Source organism: Granulicella sp. S156 (assembly GCF_009766105.1).
Lineage (GTDB): Bacteria > Acidobacteriota > Terriglobia > Terriglobales > Acidobacteriaceae > Granulicella.
Map to the genome: position 1 here is coordinate 496332 of NZ_LMUH01000013.1, position 18267 is coordinate 514598.

The 18267-nt window shown below is 53.4% G+C and carries 17 protein-coding genes; 8 read left to right on the forward strand and 9 right to left on the reverse strand.

Annotated features, from left to right (window positions below):
- Positions 1–511: 511 nt before the first annotated feature.
- Positions 512–1495, reverse strand: coding sequence for a LysR family transcriptional regulator (locus tag GSQ91_RS11920; protein ID WP_158821762.1), 984 nt, complete (start codon positions 1493–1495; stop codon positions 512–514).
- Positions 1496–1628: 133 nt separating this feature from the next.
- On the opposite strand from GSQ91_RS11920, the gene GSQ91_RS11925 reads away from it, so the two are divergent.
- Positions 1629–2048, forward strand: a complete 420-nt coding sequence (locus GSQ91_RS11925; protein WP_158821763.1) for a RidA family protein — start codon at positions 1629–1631, stop codon at positions 2046–2048.
- Positions 2049–2323: 275 nt separating this feature from the next.
- Here the strand turns inward: GSQ91_RS11925 and GSQ91_RS11930 are convergent, their stop codons facing one another.
- Positions 2324–3046: a DNA methyltransferase gene (locus GSQ91_RS11930; RefSeq protein ID WP_158821764.1), complete on the reverse strand. Its 723-nt coding sequence runs from the start codon at positions 3044–3046 to the stop codon at positions 2324–2326.
- Positions 3047–3456: 410 nt separating this feature from the next.
- On the opposite strand from GSQ91_RS11930, the gene GSQ91_RS11935 reads away from it, so the two are divergent.
- Both GSQ91_RS11935 and GSQ91_RS11940 read left to right on the forward strand, forming a co-directional pair.
- Positions 3457–3684: a hypothetical protein gene (locus tag GSQ91_RS11935; RefSeq protein WP_158821765.1), complete on the forward strand. Its 228-nt coding sequence runs from the start codon at positions 3457–3459 to the stop codon at positions 3682–3684.
- 94 nt (positions 3685–3778) lie between these two features.
- On the forward strand, positions 3779–5503 hold the full coding sequence (locus GSQ91_RS11940; protein ID WP_158821766.1) for a recombinase family protein: 1725 nt from the start codon (positions 3779–3781) through the stop codon (positions 5501–5503).
- Between the two features lie 311 nt (positions 5504–5814).
- On the opposite strand, the gene GSQ91_RS11945 is transcribed toward GSQ91_RS11940, so the two are convergent.
- Together GSQ91_RS11945 and GSQ91_RS11950 are read right to left on the reverse strand one after the other, a co-directional pair.
- Positions 5815–7098 carry a type II toxin-antitoxin system HipA family toxin gene (locus GSQ91_RS11945; RefSeq protein ID WP_158821767.1) on the reverse strand — a complete coding sequence of 428 codons (1284 nt, stop codon included), beginning with the start codon at positions 7096–7098 and terminating at the stop codon, positions 5815–5817.
- Entirely contained in the window at positions 7088–7423 is a 336-nt protein-coding gene (locus tag GSQ91_RS11950) for a helix-turn-helix transcriptional regulator (RefSeq protein WP_158821768.1), read from the reverse strand. Before GSQ91_RS11950 ends, GSQ91_RS11945 begins: the two co-directional genes overlap by 11 nt.
- A 442-nt stretch (positions 7424–7865) precedes the next feature.
- Here GSQ91_RS11950 and GSQ91_RS11955 point away from each other — a divergent pair, with 442 nt between their 5' ends.
- Both GSQ91_RS11955 and GSQ91_RS11960 read left to right on the forward strand, forming a co-directional pair.
- On the forward strand, positions 7866–8504 hold the full coding sequence (locus GSQ91_RS11955; RefSeq protein ID WP_158821769.1) for a metallophosphatase domain-containing protein: 639 nt from the start codon (positions 7866–7868) through the stop codon (positions 8502–8504).
- Between the two features lie 218 nt (positions 8505–8722).
- Positions 8723–9844, forward strand: coding sequence for a site-specific integrase (locus tag GSQ91_RS11960; RefSeq protein WP_158821770.1), 1122 nt, complete (start codon positions 8723–8725; stop codon positions 9842–9844).
- A 224-nt stretch (positions 9845–10068) separates the two neighbouring features.
- Here GSQ91_RS11960 and GSQ91_RS11965 read toward each other — a convergent pair whose 3' ends face one another.
- The 4 genes from GSQ91_RS11965 to GSQ91_RS11980 form a co-directional block, all read right to left on the reverse strand.
- Positions 10069–11307, reverse strand: coding sequence for a hypothetical protein (locus tag GSQ91_RS11965; protein ID WP_158821771.1), 1239 nt, complete (start codon positions 11305–11307; stop codon positions 10069–10071).
- A 23-nt stretch (positions 11308–11330) separates the two neighbouring features.
- Positions 11331–12464, reverse strand: a complete 1134-nt coding sequence (locus tag GSQ91_RS11970) for an ankyrin repeat domain-containing protein (protein ID WP_158821772.1) — start codon at positions 12462–12464, stop codon at positions 11331–11333.
- 236 nt (positions 12465–12700) lie between these two features.
- Positions 12701–13927 (reverse strand): type II toxin-antitoxin system HipA family toxin, encoded by a 1227-nt coding sequence (locus tag GSQ91_RS11975; protein WP_158821773.1) that lies wholly within the window; start codon positions 13925–13927, stop codon positions 12701–12703.
- Entirely contained in the window at positions 13917–14228 is a 312-nt protein-coding gene (locus GSQ91_RS11980) for a helix-turn-helix domain-containing protein (protein WP_256370379.1), read from the reverse strand. The genes GSQ91_RS11975 and GSQ91_RS11980 overlap by 11 nt, the downstream gene beginning before the upstream one ends.
- A 173-nt stretch (positions 14229–14401) precedes the next feature.
- Here GSQ91_RS11980 and GSQ91_RS11985 point away from each other — a divergent pair, with 173 nt between their 5' ends.
- From GSQ91_RS11985 to GSQ91_RS11995, 3 genes are all read left to right on the forward strand, one after another.
- Positions 14402–15622, forward strand: a complete 1221-nt coding sequence (locus GSQ91_RS11985; protein WP_158821775.1) for a DUF763 domain-containing protein — start codon at positions 14402–14404, stop codon at positions 15620–15622.
- Positions 15623–16211: 589 nt separating this feature from the next.
- A complete protein-coding gene (locus tag GSQ91_RS11990; protein ID WP_158821776.1) occupies positions 16212–17099 on the forward strand; it encodes a phosphorothioated DNA-binding restriction endonuclease in 888 nt (295 codons plus the stop codon).
- A gap of 210 nt (positions 17100–17309) precedes the next feature.
- On the forward strand, positions 17310–17648 hold the full coding sequence (locus GSQ91_RS11995; protein ID WP_158821777.1) for a hypothetical protein: 339 nt from the start codon (positions 17310–17312) through the stop codon (positions 17646–17648).
- A 141-nt stretch (positions 17649–17789) separates the two neighbouring features.
- On the opposite strand, the gene GSQ91_RS12000 is transcribed toward GSQ91_RS11995, so the two are convergent.
- A complete protein-coding gene (locus GSQ91_RS12000) occupies positions 17790–18155 on the reverse strand; it encodes a nucleotidyl transferase AbiEii/AbiGii toxin family protein (RefSeq protein WP_256370380.1) in 366 nt (121 codons plus the stop codon).
- Positions 18156–18267: the final 112 nt, after the last annotated feature.

An 18267-nucleotide genomic window follows, 5' to 3' on the forward strand; every position in this document is an offset into this window, starting at 1 on the left:
GAACACCAGGGATGGGATTGACAGCCTTCGGGCGCGTTCAATCAAGCGCCGGAGGTGAGGCCGTTTGATGGGATGGGTGATGTGCATTGTTGCTCCTTTTGTTTACATCTCCGGCGAGTGGGTGCTCTCCGTTGCAACGTCTGGAGCGAAGGTAGGCGAGAATTGGGTCGCGATTATTACCTTTTGCGACGCATTATTCCATCTGAGGCAATAATCCAGAGACACAGATCGCGCTGGTTGAGACACACAGGAAGGGCATATTGGGTTGCGCTGTGGAGGCGCAGAGATTCTCTCTCGCTGGTCTGGGCTTTTTTCTATTTAGGGGTGTCCAGGGGGGATATTTCTCTTTTTAGGGAATGCAACGAGATCATCAAGGTAGACAAACTGCTGGTCTCAGCCACAGGCCTTCCTCGCAGAAGGCGGTTTCGCTTGCCGCTTGCGGGTCAATGAGTGACTCGGCGATTTAGCACCATTCCAGGCCCATCCATGCCGCTATGCTTCGGAAGCTTACTCAGATTGAGACGCTGCGTCCACGATGAACAGCTGGATTTGAAGTTCGCGTGGGTTTCGCTCGGATCCTGGGTTCGTTGCTGACATTCCTGATCAAGTTGCGAAGCCAGACGCACCCTGCGTCAGCATGAGTACGCGCCGAATGCAGGAGATACTCATCGAATGAACCGACGTCCAGGGGAACACTCTTGTTCACCAGATTGAGGATAGAAGAGTGTGCGCGGGCGAGGCGTTCAGGAATCACTGCTATGAGATCACTTTGTGCGACGAGATGAAGAGCATCCATGTAGTGCGGAACGGAGGCGATCACCCGCCGCGTATGGCCCAGTTCTTCGAGCCACTCGTCAATTGGGTCCGGGGTGAACTCCACAGGCACAACCCCAACGTGAGCGGCGTTCAAAAACGTCTTGAGGTCCAGCCTCTTCGTACACAAGGGATGGTTCGAACGCAAGACGCAGATGTCTCGGTCAGAGAAAAGAAACTCTCTCTTGAAGCCGGGCACATCCTGTGTCTGACACGCGACGACCGCGTCCGGCAGCGGAGCGTTCTGGAATGAAGCCGCGATGTTTCCCCTCCATGGATGGATTTCGATCCGGGTCGCAGGAGCTTGCGCTTGCATGCTTCTCGATAACGCGGGCAGAAGCAGGTTGCTCGCGTAATCTGACATGACAATGCGAAACGTACGCGTGCTCAAAGCAGGGATGAAGGTGTCGCTGACAAATATTTCCCGAACACGCTCGACTGTATCCCTCACTTGTGGCCTCAACGATTGGGCTCGCAAAGTCAGTTCCATCTTGCCGCCGACTCTCACCAGAAGCGGATCCCCAAGCAGATCGCGCAGCTTTTCCAGAGAGTGACTCATTGCAGGCTGTGAGAGGCCGACTTTCATCCCTGCCCGGCTGACGCTCTCTTCCTGGAGAAGAGCGTCCAACGCGGCAAGCAAGTTGAGATTCAGGGAAGCTATATTCACTGAGAGAATATACATTATGAGCACAATCGATTGGAAGAATACTGCTGATTCTCTTAGTGTAGGCATAGCCGAAAAGAGATCTGCGACCAGAGATGCAAGCTGTCGCGGAACCTCAAGCTATAAGCGCAGTACGCAGAGGAGAAGCACCATGCCAGAAGTTCGCCAGGTTACGTTATTTAATCCAGAGACCATGTTCAAGCCCACCGCAGGATACTCCCAAGTCGCGGAAGTGAAGAGCGGCAAGCTCGTTTACATTGCAGGCCAGATTCCGTTCGATCAGGAGGGGAATTTAGTTGGGAAAGATGACTTCCTGAGCCAGGCGGAGCAGGTGTTCAAAAATTTGAAGGCAGCAGTAGAGGCGGCCGGAGGTACTCCCGAGGACATCGTGAAACTGAATTACTTCTGTGTCGAAAGCGTGGATCCCTCGTTGACTCCCGGAATTCTGGCGGTACGAGATCGCTTCGTAAACGTTGCAGCGCCGCCAATCAGCACCTTCGTAGTGGTAAAGCGGCTTGTTCGCCCAGAGTGGCTCATCGAAATTGAAGCGGTAGCTGTTATCAATGCTTAGACAGTGAAAACTAAACTGAGAAGACATCACATTGCTCACTCCTCGCGGGAAGCTCCGGAGAGGCATGAAAAAGCTCTCGTATTCAATCCCAGCCTCGACTGGCGCATTCAGGTCAATGCACTCATCCACTCCGGTTTGTGGCCGCGAATTCATCAGATCTGGGCATTCCCACCATGATTGGCAGAAAATTCGCGGGTATGCCGCGGGTCAAGGCTGGAGCCCAGATGATCGAAGAAGAATGTGCGCCTTGAGGCGCGGCGGGCACGCGAGCAAAATCAAACTCGCGTGGGAATGCCCATTCCGGGGGACCGCTTTGCAGCAATCCTCCGGTGGACTCTGTTCAGACGATCGATGGCATGGTGGAAGTACGCATCGTCCATTTCCACGCCGATGTACCTTCGGCCAGCGAGCAATGCGGCTGCACATGAGCTTCCACTACCTGCGAAGGGATCGAGCACCAGCTCTCCAGGGAGTGAGAAGCAGCGGATCAAAGGAGCCAGAGCTTCTACAGGTTTCTGAGTGGGATGAAGCTTGTTGCCGCTGTATGGCATCTCCATCACATCGCCGAGCGGCTGTTTCGGCAGCGGGGGTCTTCCCTTGGCCAGCAGAAATGCCTGCTCATGCTGATAACGGAGGAACCTGCTCTTCGAGCTATAGCTCTTGCGAAAGACGATGTGTCCGACAGGCTGAAAGCCCGCGCTGCGCCATGCTTCGAAGAACGCATCGACCTTCGTCCATCCGTAGAACATCACGGCTACCCGGTCCTGCTTCAATACCCGATATGCTTCTGCCATCGCCGGCTTGAGCCAGGTGTCATCGGCATCATTCTGAATCGTGCGCCCGGTGCGGTCGCGATAGTTCACCAGGTAGGGTGGATCAGTGAGTATGAAATCCACGCTGTTTGTGGGCATCTGACGCATCACTTCGATGCAGTCGCCATGAAGGATCTGGTTCGTGAAGCTGCTCTGCTGCGCGGTTGCTACGGTTGTGGTTGCCATCGCTGAAATCTCCTTTGGTCCCATGTCTCTGAAGGCGACCGGGACACACCACGCGAAGCGATGCGAGGGGCCCGCCTCCCAAGGCAAGCGGGTGCATTTTCGGGAGGGCCGAAAGAATGTTCTGCGCTCTTTGCAGAAGATTGTTTTGGAGAGATCCGAAACCCGCAGGGCGGCCGCCAGGCCGAAGCAGAACAAGCGCAGTCCGCAGGGCGGCGGTCAAGACCCGAAGCAGTGTCCGGTCGATGCGCAGAGAGATTGGACTGGGGATCAGCTAGTTGGCATTCTTTACAACGGGGCAGCAGAGAGGTCTTCCGGGGCGTTCGATTGTTGTCCCAGGTGGAATAATGCGTCGCAAAAGGTAATAATCGCGATCATTTTCCGACCTAGTTTAGGGCTTGGAGTGCTCGGCAATGAGCAAAGAAGCCCTGGATAAGCCAAACCCGGTTGAGCGGCGAATCGTGATCGTCGGAGGTGCGAGCGAAGTTCTCGACGACGCTCTAAAGGACTTCATAGTTGAGTGGCTGGTGCCCAAGCTGGTTGACGAATACATCCGCATTCATTCGAAGGGTCCAATTCACGGTGGAGCGCGGGGTGTTGACCTCGACGCGCAGGAGTTGAACCTGAGCGCTGGAACGTGATGCTGTTCAGAGTGCATCTTGACGAGAAATAGCGGCTAAATAGCCGCGGCAACGGCCAATTTGCGAGTTAAACTCTACGACAAGGAAATTGGCTATGCGATGCGCTATATACGCTCGGTTCTCGTCTGATCTACAACGTCCTACTTCCATTGAAGACCAGCTTCGCCGGTGTAGAGAATTCGCAGAAAGGCAAGGCTGGTCGGTTGTCGAGGAGCTTGTTCGCTGCGATGAAGCTAGATCGGCAGCGACCTTAGCTGGGCGTGATGCGCTCACAGAGTTGATGAAAGCGGCGAAGACGAAGCCCCGCCCGTTCGACTGCCTTCTTGTGGATGACACTTCACGTCTGGCTCGCAATCTGCCGGATGTCTTGAACATGAACGACCGGCTCCTCTATTCCGGCGTATTTATCTACGCTGTTGCCCAACGCCTGGATTGCCGCGAGAAGACATCCCGACCGCTGTTGACGCTCCACGGCATGATGGACGAGCAGTTCCTCGTGAGCCTCGGAGAAAAAGTACATCGTGGTCAGGAGGGAAGGGCGTTGAAGGGAATGCAACCCGGTGGACGGTGTTTCGGCTACCGGAATGTTCCTATCGAAGATCCGACCCGGATGGGCAAGTACGGCCGCGCTGCGGTGAGCGGCGTGAAGCTGGAATTCGATGAGGAGCAGTCCGCAACTGTTCTTCGCGTTTTCAATATGTATGCCGATGGCAACAGCCTCGCGGCGATAGCAAAAATCTTGAATTCCGAGGGCGTACAGGCTCCTCAGCCTCCCCGCACACGCCAGATTCGAGCATGGCATCCATCTGCGATTCGGGAGATGGTGCGTAACGAACGCTACCGTGGAGTTTTTGTCTGGAATCGGACGCGTAAGGAGAGGAACCCCGAGACCGGACGCAAGACCAGCAGGCCACGTCCCGAGTCAGACTGGATGCGGGTGGAGGTTCCTGAATGGCGGATCGTGCATGAGGAACTCTGGAAGCGAGTTGAAGCCCAAATTCATAGAGTGAATAAGAGATTCGGGGCAGTCAGCGTCGGAGGGCATGGTCGAATGGGTCGGGGACCGAGATACCTTTTCAGCGGATTTATGATTTGCGGCCTCTGCGGGGCGAGGATGATTATCGTTTCGGGCGATGGCAAGCGAGCATACGTCAAGTACGGCTGCCCCAGCCATCGCTACCGTGGAGTCTGCACGAACAGCGTCCTCATGCGTCGGGACAGACTTGAAGCGCAACTTCTCGACGGATTGTCGAACCGAACCCTCCACCCGGTTGCGGTTGCGTTCGCTCTCGAGCGTTTCCAGGAAGCATTGCAACGTCGTTTAAACCAAATACGCGATCAAGCGGACAGTGCTGCTAACGGGGTAGCGGCACTTCAGGCGAAGCGACAGGACTTGAAGATGCAGGTGAATAACGTGACCGAGGCGATTGCGACAATCGGTCATTCGCCCAGTCTCTTATCGAAATTGGCCATGATCGAAGCGGAGATCGGTAGGTTAGACGACCGGCTTGCTGAGATGAACGAACCGCGAGACCTATCGCTGTCGCTGGATGAACTGAGGGAGTTTTTGTGCCAGCAGGCCGCTGAAGTTGACAGGCTTCTGCATGGCGATGTCGAAATTGCGCGGCAGACGCTGGGCAAACACATTGAGCAGCTTATACTTACGCCGACAGAAGCTCCCGATGGACCTCTACTCGAAGTTTCCGGAGACGTTGAACTATTCAACGTATTGGGAGACTCGGGGGATGTGTGTAGCAGTAATGGTGGCCAGAGACGGCATCGAACCGCCGACGCCGGCCTTTTCAGGGCCTTTTGTTGATCGCTCTAAGTCGTCTGGAATCAGCGGATATTACTGAGGAAAAAGAAATTATAGCCGCGCAAAAAGTGGGATAGAGAAGGAGATTTTGGGATCTTTTTGGATCTGTGGTGTACCCCTAATGTACCCACCTAACCCCTGCACTGTTAGCTTCTCGCAGCGTGAGCTGATCCGAATCAAACGAGCGTATATTCCGAATTGGACGAATCAAAAATCCAGGTCATCGTACAGCGTGATGTGCGAGACATCGCTGAGGTCGAGCAGCTGGATCAGCCGAAGCGCGCCTTTTCCATACTCGCGGTGTTCTCGTTTGGTTAGATCTGGCCGGCGGTTCTGATCTCTTCAGGCGCGTCATAAAATGCGAAAGGATTCAGGAACTGTCTGCCGTAGAGGAGCGCGCGGTCTGCCGCTGATAGATTCGCCTCATCGCAAATACCATCCCAGTGTGCCCGGATGGTATTGACCTGTCGCAAAATGATGGCGCGTGCGTCCGCATCGGTGAGTTGGAATTGCGGCGCAGATTTCAGACACAATCCCAATTGACTCCTGTTTTCGTTGCCCTCGATCAACATGCCCTGCCCGGCCTCGTTGCCGGTGCGAAGTTGCGGGCATACGTCGTAGGCAGGGGTGAGACGCAGATTCTTTCCATTCCAGAACGCGGCGTGGTTGCGTGCGTGGTCATCGGTGTTCCCGCACAGGATGTTGAAGGTAAGCCTTCCGAATAGCTCGCGAAGGTCTTCCTGGGGATTCTGAAAGCGACGCCGGATAATCTCCGCCAGCGTCTCGTAGCTTGCGTGCCTGGCCAGCATTTCGTCGAGTTCGAACATGGTAAGGGCAGACACGAACGCCTTTCGGCTCCATCCGCCCTTCTGCTCCTCGCGATCAAAGCGTTCTACCAGTAGCACATCTTTGCCGAGCGCTGCTTCCATCCGCACCGGCGAAACATTGAGCCCCGCCAGGCTTGCGAGTCGCATCGCAATGTACTCTGCTTTCACGACGTTGTAGATGTCTGTGCTCATGGAGAACTTGGCGATGAACTTCTTGTCATCGGATGTCAGGAGAGCCTTGGGCCTGGCCCCACCCAATGACGTCCCGTGCTGAAGAGCTTTATCCAGCTCTGGAGAGAGAGGGACTCCTTTTTCTACCTGCTCCGCTGAACGCAGCAGATCGGCCAGAGAGGCTTGGTTCATACTCCGTGGCTCATATTTGGACGGGGATACCTGGAAGTCCAGGGCACCGGCGCGGTCTGAGCCGGATTCGAGAAGGTAGGTCAACTCACCCAGATCGTGGCTGGCGGCTTCCTTCCCCTTGACGCTGAGCACGCGGTGGATCAGAACACGCCTCCCCCAGGCATCGGGAGAGGCATCTCGAATACAACCAGGCATCGAGAGGCCGTCTGCGAGTGGGATCTCACCGGCCTGAAGAGGAAGTTCGGGCTCGTAGATCGAGATCGCGTTCTCTCGCGCCAGATAACTCCGGCCATAGTTGAACAGCAACTGATCTCCGACGCGCTGCAGGACGCCAGCGACGACGGGCTTTGTCTCGCCGGGGAGCCAAATCCAAACGTATGCCTCTTTGTAGTCGTCCTTAGAAATCATCGTGGATCACTCTCTTCGATTTGCGTGCATGCTGGGGCAGCAAGCTGAGCTTCTCCCTTAGCGCCGCCCGATGTGTCTGGAGCCGGCCTGGGTCGGTTTCGAATAGAGGGACACCTGCGATGACAGCGACTTCGAAGACGGCCCCGATAGCGCAGCTCGGATCACCTTCCTCAATGCGTTGCAGGAGGGTTCGGGAGACGCCCGCTCGTGTCGCCATGTCTCGCGTGGTGATCTTCCGCTCGATCCTGCCGGCGCGAATCATCTCGGCCAACAATTCGATGGCTTCGATGTTTTGACGTGAATAGATGCGCGATGGTTTTGCCATATTCCACCTTGGTCTTATATATGACGCCAAAAGGAGCTTCTGGCCTAATATACGAGTCCAATAATCTCCCAGAAAGTGATTCGAGTCAAGCGTATTTGGCCTTACTAATGAGTCCAAATAACGCTTCCGGACTTATTAGCAAGGCCAAACTCGTCAAACCTTTGGCTTTTATGAGCCAACTTGAACGTCATCCGCCGCTTGTATTGGACTTTGTTCTGCTGGCCTCCGGTGTTTGGCTTCGAGCTTCTCCAGTAACTCCATCTCATCAGCCCGCAACGACGAGTCGGCGCCCATGATGAGCGCGCATTGAGGATGCAGGTTTGACAGAAGACGCGGAAGCGCAAAATTACGTGGAGATCTCCGCCTGTACGACGGAACGGGGATCGTTCCGTTCAGAGATCGTTTGTTTGCAGCTCCCATATCCTGTTTATGGGGTTAATTCATGCGTCTTGTTGTAATTTCTGACACTCATGGTCTCCACAATAGAATTCAGGAGCTTCCTGACGGCGATGTTCTGATTCATGCTGGAGATTTTATGAATTCTGGCTACGATCCGGAGGACATCCGGTCATTCAATCGTTGGCTGGGGAGACAGCCCTTCGAGCATCGCGTGGTTTGCGGCGGGAATCACGATCGATATTTCCAGAATTCACCGCATCAGGCCCGCGCTCTTCTTACCAATGCAATCTACCTGGAGAACGATGGTGTCACGATCGACAACGTCTTTCTCTGGGGATCACCCTACACACCCGAATTTATGAATTGGGCATTTATGTACCCTCGTGGCTTAGCAGCCAGACAGTACTGGGACCAGATCCCATATAACCTGGACGTGCTCATCACACACGGGCCGCCTTGGGGTACTCTCGACCAAGCCATGCCAGGCGGCGTACATCTCGGTTGCGAAGAATTATTTGAAGCAGTGAAAGAGAAGAAACCCAAGATACATCTCTTCGGCCATATTCATGGAGGTGCTGGGACATTTGAGAACGGGGTCACCCGCTTTGTGAATGCCGCATACCTCAACGAACAGTACAAACCGTTGGAACCCGCGGGCAAGGTGCGCATCGTTGACCTTTAGCCGTCTCGAAGTGTGCCTCGACAGAAAATCTCCATACTCGGGAATCGCATTTGTCATAGCCGTTGCATCTTCTGTCACGAATAGGACACGCTTCAAACTGCCATTCACCAACAATGAGCTTCGATCCCATCCTCAACCGACTCTGAAATTGCATGGAAGCGCCTGCTCTTTAATAAATAGAGCAGTACGAGCAAAACCGTCTATTAAGGAGAATCTGGTTGTCCGTTTGTAAAAAAGGAAAAGGGATCTATGTTGTTCGCTGGCGTGAAGGAGATCGTCACAGGAGCCTGAAGGTCCATGGCACAGAAGAGTTCGCGAGAAAAGTGGAGCGAGAAAAGCTTTGCCTGCGCGATGAGAACCGGTACCCCGACATCTCGAAAGAGATCAACTACAGAATGTCTGAGCTGATTGATCGTTACTGGGTTCAATATGGGGTCAAAAAAGCTTCTGCAGGCCGAGAGAGGAGTATTTTAGCGGGCATCGGTTCCGAGTTGGGATCCATGTTTGTACGAAACGTGGACGGCACTCACATCCAACGCTGGTGCGATAACCTTACTGGCAAGCGTGGGCTGGCAGAGAACACCGCAGTGAGGCACTTCAACGTCATGCATCACCTGATGAAGAAGGCCTCGACGATCTGGTCCAGGGAGACTGGACTCACCCAGAATCCGGCCGACATGGTTGAGATAAAACGTTCCGATGATTCACGGGAGCGTTTCCTTTCGAAAGAAGAACTCAAGAGGCTGAAGATAGCCCTGGACGAAAGAATATTCCGCAAGGGAACCAAAGACTTTAATCAGACAAATCTTCGGATGAGGCTGATTGTATTGCTCGCCATTTCAACCGGGATGCGTTCAGCCGAGATTTATAGCCTCCGCTGGCCGGACGTGATGTATCGCGAAAAACTGATTGCGGTCCGAGCAAAGCTGAAGAAGGGTAAGCACCGTTATGTTCCCATGACGTCGGAGTTGGCCGAAGAGATTCGACGGTATCCAGCAGTGATCGGTAAAGATCGCCTCTTCCTGCCAACATGTGGAGACGAAAATAAAAGGCAAAGGCTGGCAGGAAATTTCAATAATCTGCTCGCACGGGCACGAATTCGGGACTTTCGATTTCACGATCTGCGTCACACCTTCGCGTCCTGGTACATGATGAACGGCGGCGATCTCTACGAACTTGCGAAGCTCCTCGGCCACTCCAATATTAAAATGACCGAGCGTTATGCCAAGTTGGGACGCGCCCATATTGCCAAGACCGGAACCACGGCCAGAGTGATCTGGAGCATGATGGACAAGGCATCGGAGCAGGAAGAAGAGGAAAGGGAATGGCATACCGCTTGACGACGATGCGCGTTATTCCCGTCTTGACCTAAACAGTACGCTGAAACTACAGCTAAGTTTTCGACATGTGGCTTGGCGAGGCAGGATCGGTTTGATCATGCATATGCAGCTGATCAAACCGGCCCCATTCGATCGCACAATGCCCGAGTACTGGTTGGCCCAGGGGGCAAATCGCATATTCGAATTTGAGCTTTGGTCAATTCAGGAATATGCGGAAAATACGACTATTTTATTTTCCAGATAGGCTTAGGAAATTCAAAACGAGGTTCTTTTTCTGGAGCTGCGTAAGGATCACGATAGTTCGACACATCATCTTCACGATCGATAATTGAAATGGGGCTTTCCTTAAGGGGATCGAGACGATCAGCTTGCTGCTCCATCCAGATCAGCCAATCCCCAAACTGGGTTCCCGGCTGTACTTCCTGCCCATTCTCAATCGCTGCATCTCGTGCCGCCTGGATGAAGGTACGGAGTTGATCAGCACGTATCCAGTCGCCTGTAGTGCGATGCAATGCTTCGACTCTTGCCTTCTCTTCTTTGATCAACCGATGTAACCTGGCACGATCCTTATTTTTGCGCTGTCGTTCCTGATCGGCAGCACGCTCTTTGTCTCTTTCTGTTCTTTCTGCCAATGCGATACGGATAAAGCTCGCAACTATTCGAGGCAGAATTCCTTCTAACAAAGAGTCTTTTTTGTCTCTCCATCGCTTCGGATCGGCCTGCCATGGCTTCCAAATCTCGAGGGAAAGCTGTCCCGTGGGATGGAACGCGACATCTGTTCCGCCATAGGAAAGGACCTTTTTCAAAATGTTCTCCGAAAGAAGGGAGATGGCATCGACTCGTTCTGCATTTTCAACAATTCCAAATGCGATCTCCTGTTCATGAATGACTGCCGTGGTCTGCTCACGAGAGTTTTTGACAACCTTTACAACAAAACCTTCGTTTTCGATCAGGCTGATCAGTCCAGCCATGATCCTTAATGCTCTATCCAGACTCTTCTTTGATACCCGGATATCGAGACACTGTTCCCGGACCTGGAGGATGTGCCTGTCGTCTTCCGTGGCTCGCGCCAGTACGATGCGGGCTTGAGCAATCAAAGGATGAGACAAGCTGCCGTGCTTAAGAACATATTCGCTTGGCAGTTGTTCGAGGCGTTCAAGCTGGAGTCGCTCCTGCTTATTTGCTATTTGTTCGACTCTCGGAATCTCCTTGCGCGGCACAGGCTTCCAGACTCGAATTTCCTCAGAAAGCTTTGGGAGTGGCGTTCTCGCTACAATCTGTCCGGCGGCTATTCTTGCCCAATCTCCTCTGCCTGGCCGCGGGATCGAAAGCTTGCGGCAAACTTTCGCAAGGCCAACGTCAGAGATGCCATATTTCTCGGCCAGTCTCTGCATCGGAGTCGTCCATACTTCTTCGTAAAGCGCATTCCGATCCCAGAACTTGTCCGTCTCATTCGTCTTCAACTTTCAGATCTCCAATGTTTCGACTATAGCTTTATACCCAAACCAGACATGTGTGATTTCATCTGCGGTGAATCCAAAAGCTGCTCCATCGTCTCGAGGGAAGCGGTTTTGTGACGGGAAAACAGCTTCAGAATGCTGACCGTAACCTCGGGATCAAATTTCATCAGCGACCTTCGAACCCAAATTAGATTCTTTCGCTCTTCTGGTCGCCAAAGAGCACCGCTCTCCACTAATGCCTGGATGCAATCCAGACCATGTCCAATGAGGTACTTCGGAATCAGATCCCTCCGCATCTCGTCACGCTGAGCATGTAGATCTAGATGGCGCAGGCTCTGGTCCAGGATGGAAGAACCTCCGTTCGGCAGATCATTGGGGTTGACGCCGAGTTCGACAAGATATCGAATCACATCCGCGGACGCTGACAGAAATGATGCCTGGAGCAGTTCCGTCAGATTGTCGTTGACAGGATCAGGTTTCATCTTCTTCAAGAGATCGAGATTTCCTGCATTACAAGCTTCCTTGAGAGCGGTTGTATAGCATTCAGGATCATCATCGTCAGACAATACCGGCCCGCTCGAGCGTGGGTTAGCGCCAGCCACCATAAGCAGCCTTCCCCATTTCAAATTGCCTTCGGAGGCAAAATAACGCAATGCACAATCCGTTTGCTTCTGAAGCTCACTTGCAAGTTCTGGATGAGCCTTCTTGTATCTGGTGAATGCTTGCCATGAGATCCAAACTTCCTCCCGAAAAGCATCTTCAAATGGATGATCGGTTATGGCATCAGCACCGCTTTCAAGAAAGTACCGCATGATCTCCAGCTTCGAGGTGCGTAGCGCATCAACCAATGGGACAGCTCGAATTGCTGCGCCATGCTCGACCAGCAACTGCACGAGATCGAGTCTCTTTGTTGAAACTGCTTCTGACAGCGCCCTATTCTTGATCTCCTGAGACGCTTCGTTTCGAACCAGCAATTCCACAAGACTATGGAACCCAGTCTGGATTGCCACTTGCAAGGGCGTCTTTGGCAGCTTCCTGGAAGGAGGAGGTGGTTGGATTGATTTTCCGGACGCGATCCACCTCTCGACTTCATAGAGTCTGCCGGCACGGCAATGTCCAATCAGCAGTTTGGCTTCTTCCAACGTGAGAGTTTCGTCCATGGGAGAATCTCCTATCCAGAGTTGCGGCCCTCACGCGTGAGTGAAACCGATTTGCAATATTCGGTCAAATGCAGAATTTGAACAATTGAAAAGGACAACGAATAGCGGTTCAAGTTGCAGTTAGCATTAGCTTTATGAGTGTGGATAGGCGGTAAGCCGTAACAGGGAATCAGCAAGAATCTGGACGCGGTCGCGATTAAGGTCAACGCCGGCCCGGACAAAAGGGGTGTAGACGATCACCGTAACCCGATCTTGTCTACGATCTCTTTGGCCGATTTTCGCGAAACTTCTGCCAGTTCTGCATAGCGTGGCCAATTGGCCATGGCGCTCTCTACCTTCGCCAGAATCTCCGGCGCGTTTTTTATCCCATGCTGTTTGCCCAATGCCTGGAGCTGGGCTGCGCCGGGATTCCTTCCCTCGCCCATGACGAGCATGCTTTGCTCGCCGCCCGGGCCGTAGGAAAAGACCAGATCGTAGGCGGGCGCGAAGGTCCACTCATTTCTCGCGTTGAGAAGGAACGAAAAATTCTTCACATGATCGTCGCGGTTATGGGCAAGGACGTTGAAGCAGGCCAGCGCATAGGCCCTTTCGGCATCCTGGATATTCTTGGTCAACGCCAGGGTCACGCGCAGAACCGTATCGTAGTCGAGGCTGGGACTGCGATGATCGGCATGAATCAGGCCGCCAAGGCTATGCATATGGATGCGGGCGTCGCCGTCCCGGTCGAAGCGTTTCGTGCCGAAATATTTGTTCCGTTTCGTGCGGAAAAGATGGGTTTCTTGCATCTCTACGCCTGCATCCTTTGCCATCAGGCTATAGGCGTATTCGATCGCCCCCACGTCCCGCGCGTCCTGGGAAGACGGAAACTTGATCATCCAGTGCGCGAAGCTGGATTGCAATTCCTGCTGGCCGTGAATGATTCTTTTCTTGTCGGCGCTCACTTGTGCCACGATCTTAGGACGGGCGCCCGAAGAGGAGCCATTGAGCCGCAGCAACTCTTCAAATACCTCTTCGTTTGCTCCAGCCAGCACGGCGGCTGATTCCTCAGCGAGTTTGTCGAGCGCCAACGGAACATCATCGGTGTTTTCGAGACCCAGTTCCGGCTCGTAACTGAGAGCGCCCATGCCGTGCCGCCCCACATAGGCCAGCCGGTCGAGCGGATTCAGTTGGCCGCGATGGACACCATTTTTTTCCACCGTGCGGTCGAGCAGAAGACGGCCCCATCCGTCCGGCAGGCTGTCATTGAATACGCCGAACAGGCCGTCGAAGATCGTAGTGTCGGCAATGGATACACCCGGCCTGAGTGGCAGTTTGATTGGCGAGATCTCGATGTCGGAAGCGATGAATGAAGCGTCATACTCGAAAAGGACCTGCCTATCCTTGAAAGCGAGTCGCCCAACCTTGCGGCGTTGGTTTCGCGCGTCCAGATAGACGGTCAGCAACTCTATCGGGCTATATGCCATGGCCGCGTCCTTTCCCGCCCGTCGCTCTGCGCCGCAACGCCGGCGTGGCCAGCAGGGCGTCGAGCGATTGGGCGGCCGGGATTGACTGGCTTTTCCCGGCCAGCTTGTCGAAATCGTCAAGGCAATCCAGCACCAGGGCCAGATTCAGAAGCGAATCCAGCGAAATCAATCCTTCGCGCTCAAATCGCTTCAGCGAACTCCAAGTCACGCCCGAGCGCGCCGCCAGTTCTTTCTGCGTCAGGTTCATGGCAAGCCGCCGGGCCTTGAACCGCCCTGCGATTCCTGTCTTTACCTCTTGCACTGTCCTGAGATAAACAGACAATATATTACCTCTTGTTTCTATTATACCAAGTAACAGACAAAATATTGACTTTTGTCTATAAAGAGAAAATCATGGGAACTTCTTCATTCTCTATACAATACAACTTGCATTTTGGCGAATAAATAACGAAAATATGGGAGGGTTCTTCTTGGATGAAACGCTCTGGCACCGCCGATCTTCCGCTTCATAACGGCCATGTGCCTCCCTGGCTGGCAAGCCGGATGACAGAACTTGGAACTGCCATCGCCGAGCAGATCATCCTGAATTACGGTTGCTCCGAATTCCTTACCCGGTTAAGCGATCCGTTCTGGTTTCAATCATTTGGTGCTGTGATGGGTATGGACTGGCATTCCTCCGGCATCACAACGTCTGTACTAGGCGCGCTGAAGCGTGGTATCAATCCGCGCTTCTCTGAACTTGGTGTGATGGTCTGCGGCGGACGCGGTCGACATTCCGTTCGAACACCCGATGAGCTACGAGCTTTCTCTGTGAAGGCCGGTCTCGATGGCGAGGCGCTCGCACGCACCAGTCGACTCACGGCGCGTGTCGATAACAACGCTGTCGCCGATGGCTTTCAGCTTTATCTGCATTCCTTTGTTATTACGAAGTCAGGCGAATGGGCTGTCGTGCAGCAGGGAATGAATCCCGCAAATCACCTGGCGCGGCGGTACCACTGGCACTCGGCAGCGGTTCGTGACTTCGTATCCAATCCGCACACAGCGATTGTCGGTAAGACACAAGGAGAAATTCTCAATCTGGTGGATGCTCGCGCAGAGAAAGCTCAAAACGCAATGCTCACAATGATGAAAGAGCCACCGACGAATGTTTTGAATGAAGCTCGCAAGCTCACCATGCCGATGCATCACGATGTACGTGCCAAGGATGTGGATCTGAAACGTCTAGGGGCAGTTCTTGCAGTTGCCCATGAACAGGACCTTCGCGATTTCGCATCCTTACTTCTTGTCGAGGGGTTTGGGCCACGAACGCTGCAATCTCTGGCATTGGTTGCCGAGGTCGTACACGGAGCGCCGAGTCGATTTTCGGATCCCGCGCGCTTCTCGTTCGCCCATGGAGGCAAAGATGGGCATCCTTTCCCGGTGCCGCTTAAGACCTACGATGAATCACTTGCAATTCTCCGGCGATCTCTCGACGCAGCTCGCCTCGGCCACACCGAAAGGGTCGAGGGATTCAAGCGCCTAGATCGTCTTACACGCACAGTAGAAAGTGATCGCCAGCCGCTTGCGGACTTTGATGCAGCACTTAAACATGAGCGAGTAATCTCGCCTTCGCTCAATGGCCGGACTGTATTCGATGATAAGGCACCGAAAAAGCATCCGGTCATCACGTCACAACTAAATCTCTTTCGTTGTTGACCTGAGCACTTCAGAGCTTGTTGCGGATCCAACCTACCGATGCATGATTCGCGGCGAACATAGGTCAAATACAAGGCGGCTCGTTGCTAATTAAGCAGGTCGCGATCTCTGCCCTATTGACCTCTCTTTCCCGACCTCTGGTTTCGGCAATGGGCCGTAGCCGCTTCATCTTATAATCCAGAAGATCAGATACAACCCATATATGCCGCTACGAGAATACGACTTTGCGATTGAGTACCGAACTGGCACCGATGATTTGGTGGGAGACTTCTACCGCCCGGCGCTGAGTAGGGCCATGCGGTATTGGAGGGCTGCCGGTTTCTTTGCGAGTACCTCGTTCGAGACTATCGGTGCTCCCATGGGGGGAATTCTTCTATCGAGGGGGTACGGTTCGCCTCATTACTTCCGTTCGATTGAGCCACGAAGACATCTCTGCAATAGAAGCAGGCATAGACGGTCGCCAAGTTTGTGAAGATCGTATCCTGTCCCAGAAAGGAGTTACTACGGGGCTTTCGCCCCATAGTAAAGCGTCTATTCGGCGCGAAGCGCCAAAGTGTGAAATTTGAATTATTGAGGTAGCTAGAACTCTATGACTTCGGGAGATAAGACTATAAAAGCGTTTGCCGCGATCAACATCTGGAAGCGTGGCAGTGAGCGAGCGCCCCACAAACCATTGTTGATGCTTCACGCGCTCAGCCAAGTTCAAAGAGGACACCAGAGACTGCAGCCGTTTGTAGAAATTGAGCCAGTGCTGAAGAAGCTTCTAATCGAATTCGGACCTTCTCGTCGTAGCTATCATCCTGAGTACCCTTTCTGGAAACTACAGAATGACGGGATTTGGCAGGTTACAAATGCCGAAGATTTGAAGCGCCGAGCTGGCAAGTCAGACCCTCTCAGAAATGAACTTCTACAAGGCTCCACAGAGGGTGGTTTTACCGAAGAGCACTACAAGACGCTTAGCAAGCGTCCCGAGATATTAGTGGCCGTGGCGAGAGATATTTTAGCGGCTCATTTCCCGTCTACCCTGCATTCACTGATCGCTAATGCAATCGGCATCGAGTTAGAGGTCTCGGTACGCACAAGCAACCGTGATTCAAAGTTCAGGGATGAGGTCCTGACCGCATGGGGTCATCGATGTGGTTTCTGCGGCTATGACATAAAGCTCGGCCACGCAGATTTGGGTTTGGATGCAGCGCATATACGATGGGTTCAACACGGCGGACCGGATATCTCAGCGAATGGTATAGCCTGTTGCTCCATCCATCATCTTGCTTTCGATAGAGGAGCAATTGGCATAGATGAGGAGCGCAGAATTCTTATTTCCTCGCTTGTTCATGGGGGAACTTTTTTCGATGAGCTTTTTCTGAAACTCCAAGGAAAGAAAATCAATCGCCCATCGCTCGAACGTGCATTGCCGCGACCTGAGTACTTGGTGTGGCATCAGAAGCACGTATTCAAAGGCGAAGCACGGTTTTAGCTTTTGCTCTTGCCGCCAATGGCGGCTGAAACATGCGCCCACGAGAATCGTGGGCTACCGCTAGACGTCGATGCAGGTCGCCACAATGCCCTACCAAGTCATCTTTCTGAGTTCGAAACACTGGCAGCCGCACCCATGGACGAAAGGACTGACGACTGATCGTCGCCAACACGGCGGAACACCCTGGCATAAACTTCGTGAATGACTTCATTGCCAGAATCTGAGGGCCTCACCGCTTTCGAGCAAGGCATCGATCAACACCCCGATGCCTTGCGTCAGTTCATTGCTTCGTGGGAGGGTTTTGACTGGTTTTGGCAATTGATTGTTTTCGTCACCTACTCTGAACGAACTGATATCGCCGAACGGCTCGAAGGAGCCCTTTCGCGACTTGCAGCATCAGCGACGCCTGAATCAAATGCCGAACTTGCAGACCAACTTCTCAGCAAAGTGCAGACTATTTACGAATTCACAAAGGAAGATCTGCTTCACCAGGAGGTGCAGAGACTTGCGCTCATCCTCGTTCCAACTCAGCAACGCAGGACAATCTGAGATGCGGAGACTCACCTGCTAATACCCAACCCGTCCATTTCGACAGATCGTTTTCTTGTCCTAAAGCAAGTCGCGAAGCTCCATGAAACGGGCTTGCACGATCTCCCAGGACGGGTGGGAGCCGAAACAGAGAATTTCGCACTAGCCCTTGTATTCGCGACCAATCGTGGCAGAAAGGTCTCCCGTCGCAAAGAGCGCGTCGCTGTTGGCAAAGCTCATTTGATCCGGGTAGAAGTAGCTGCCAGAAAAGTGTGTGCGGCTGATGCGGTCGTAGTCCTGCTTAATTTCCCCATACTCGGCAGATTGCAGCATTTCTAAAACCTCGGGCCGCAATAATGCGAGTTGAAACAGGTCGTAGTGGTGCCGAGCGTAGGTGCCCAGAGCGCGTCCGTCCCGTTTGAGGATTTCCACCTTACTGTGAATAGCAAACATCTTCTCTACGAAGGTCCGCCTCAAATGAAGCAAGCGCATCGGGAACGAGCTTTCGTCTTCCGCCCCGAATGTGATTCCTCTTTCGTATAGAACTGACCGAGGTAGGAGCGCAGCTCAACATTCGTGGTTCCCGACCGCTGGCGGCTCCTGCTTCGAGGAGTACACGGCTTGCGACTTCACCGGAGCC